General features: G+C 66.8%; 2 protein-coding genes and 1 pseudogene. All 3 read right to left on the bottom strand.

The annotated features are described in order from the left end of the window. Positions 1 to 98: 98 nt before the first annotated feature. On the bottom strand, positions 99 to 482 hold the full coding sequence (locus G6R25_RS23185) for a hypothetical protein (RefSeq protein ID WP_163554563.1): 384 nt from the start codon (positions 480 to 482) through the stop codon (positions 99 to 101). Positions 483 to 1,522: 1,040 nt separating this feature from the next. Then, positions 1,523 to 1,846 (bottom strand): hypothetical protein, encoded by a 324-nt coding sequence (locus G6R25_RS23180; protein WP_136448905.1) that lies wholly within the window; start codon positions 1,844 to 1,846, stop codon positions 1,523 to 1,525. Between the two features lie 129 nt (positions 1,847 to 1,975). Further along, positions 1,976 to 2,768: pseudogene (locus tag G6R25_RS23175) on the bottom strand (hypothetical protein); the annotation flags it as partial.

The raw sequence follows: 2,768 nt of genomic DNA, 5'->3' as shown, positions 1-2,768 counted from the left end.
GCCGGAGGGGGCCCTACGCGTGCGCGCGCGAGGAACCCCGATTTCCGGCGGGTTGCAACCCTGCTCGGACGGCCCGGCGGCGGGGGTCTGGTGGGCAGTCATGCCGCACCACCGAACAGATCATCCTGGCCGGTGCAGGCCGGGCACAGCGGCCCCGCCGGCTTCACGTCCAGCTGGCCGCGGCAGCGGGTGCACCGCCGCCGCGGGGCCAGCGGGATGACGGTCAGGGCGATCCGCAGGCTGCGGGAGTCCACCAGGACGATCGACGGGCAGGCCTGGTGCTGCACGGTCAGCGCGAACCCGCACGCCCGGCAGCAGACACCACGGTCGGCAGCGAGCTCCGCGGTGTGCCGACGGCGGACGTCCAACTCCTCAGCGGCGGTCACCCGACGGCCCGCCTGCAACGCGGCAAGGATCACCGGATCGAAGATCTCTTCAGGACGGTCGACCGTGACCGTGATCCGACCCGGACGGCGACTCATGCCACACCACCCAGACGGGTAGCGGGCGAAGCCTGGCGCGCAGATCCACGCCCAGGCAGGGAAAGATGACTCATAGCGGGCTCCTGTCGTTGCAGGTGATCCGTTAGCCCTCGGGCTGGTGTTGTCGACACCGGTCCGGGGGCGCTTTTCGGTTGTGGGGCGGAACGTTACGCGCCCGACCCCGGCGCGTCAAGGTAGTAGAGTCGTTGGTTATGAAGAAGTCCATCGATGACTTTGAGCCACTCCTCGACTACACAGACATAGCTGAGCTGGCCGGCATCTCGGTCGAAGCGATACGTGGCTACAGGTGGAAGGGGATGCTGCCGGACCCCGACGTGCAGACGTCGTCGCGTCGGCCCCGCTGGAAGCCGTCGACTGTCCGTGCGTGGCTGGAGAACCGTCCCGGCGCCGGGGCCCGGACAGATCTGCAGCGGAAGCGTGAGCAGGCGGAGGCCGGCGAAGGTTCGCCAGAGGAGGGCCAGCCGCCCGTGGCAGTTGCCTAGCGGCACGACAGCCCAGAGGAAGCCGCAGCGCCCCGTCGGAGCAGTCCGGCGGGGCGCTTAGACGTTCCGGGCGAGGACGACCGGGTGGCTGTCGCATCCCCCTCGCTGCCGTGGTCTGCCTCTTCGGCGTCGGGATAGTTGCAGCCGTCTGCGGCACCGGTTGCAGCTCAGGAAACCGCGGGTTGCAGTTTCCTGGGAGTTTCCTGGGTGCAACCGCCTCTGACCTGCAGGTTTCCACGTTTCCTGGTTTCCTGGCGGGGGGCCCTACGCGTGCGCGCGCGAGGGACTCCGGTTTCCGGCCCGCTGCAACCCGGCTCGGACGCCCCCGCGGGACCCCCCACTGACATCCAGTTCTTCACCCCGCTGGGGGGCAGCTGACACATGCCAACGCCCCGCCGAGGGCAGGCCTGGCGGGGCGTCAGACGACCGAACACGATCAGCCGGGGGTGTTAGTCAACGTTGTTGTCGACACCTGCCGGGTTGATCTCCTGTATGGGGCCGGCCGCGGCTCCCTCCTCGTCATCACCGACGAGATCTTCATAGGCAGTTGCCCGCGTAGTCGGCCGACCAGTTCCAATTTTCGGGGTCGAAGTAGGTGTGGTAAGAGGAAGGCCAGGTGGTCACCTTCCCCGACTGACACTTAGCCTCCGCGCGGGACGTGGCCTGGTCCTCCGCCGCCTCAGCAGTTGCGCCTGTGCCCCAGGCGGACACGAACGCTCCCTTCGGGAGGGTGCCCGCGGCGAACGATGTGCCTCCCGTCGCGAGCAGGGTGCCGCCGATGACAACGGCTGCGGTCAGGGTCTTTGCTGTCAGGGTCTTCACGATGAGCCTCTCGTCCAAACCGTCCGCGTCGACCTGCACGTCATGATCATGTCGATGAACTTTTCCTGATCATGGTGGACCATCGTCTCATCGCCAGGGCGCCAGTGCCCCGCCGATGGCCAGTTCCACGGAGTACTCGACGCCTCCAGACACGATCAGTCGAGGGTGTTAGTCAACGTTGTTGTCGACACCTGCTGGGTTGATCTCCTGGGTGGGGCCGTGGAGGCCGGTGGTGTCGAGGTGGTAGGCGGTGAGCAGCTCGGTGAGGGCGGCGAAGCCGCCGGTGTCCAGCGAGCGCAGTACCGCGGCCTCCAGGCCGAGGGTGACGACGCGGCGGTAGAGCCAGTTCGCCAGCCGGCCAACCTCCACCCCCTCGCCGTCGGCGGCGAGGTCCTCGTCGGAGGCCTCCTCCTCGCCGGGCAGGAGCTCGGCGCGCAGCCCCTTGCTGAACCGGATCACCGACTTGCCCTTGGTCTCCCGTTCGTATTCATGCCAGAGCTTCAACGCGGCGGCGTCGCCGGTCCGCAGGAAGTACGCGGCGATATCGAACGGCATCAGACTTCCTCTCCGACCCTTCTTCAAGTCTCCGCGGGCCATTTCGTTTCCCAGGCCGACGCCGGTTTCCTGGAGCTTGACCAGGTAGCGGCCGAGGGCGTCGGAGTCCCGGGTGATGATATCGAGTTTTACACCAATGCCTTTCACCATCGGCTTATGCCCTTTCCGCACATAGGAAGCATTCAACTTATCAAAATACTCCTTGCACATTTTCCCGTAGACCTTCGGCGTGACCGGATCGCGGAAGACCTCCACATCGTGCGTGTGTGGATGCCAGCCGTTGCTGCCGCGGGTGATTTCTTTCGCCGTGATGCACCCGAGGTAACCGGCCTCCTCCCGCACCTTCTTGACCGCCCAGTGCGAGGAAGCCCAGGCGCGTCCTTCGGTCAGGCTGCCGAGGGTTGTC

The organism is Candidatus Frankia alpina (assembly GCF_902806485.1).
In the GTDB taxonomy this organism is placed as follows: Bacteria; Actinomycetota; Actinomycetes; order Frankiales; family Frankiaceae; genus Frankia; species Frankia alpina.
This window is presented reverse-complemented; position numbering and strand designations above follow the sequence as displayed.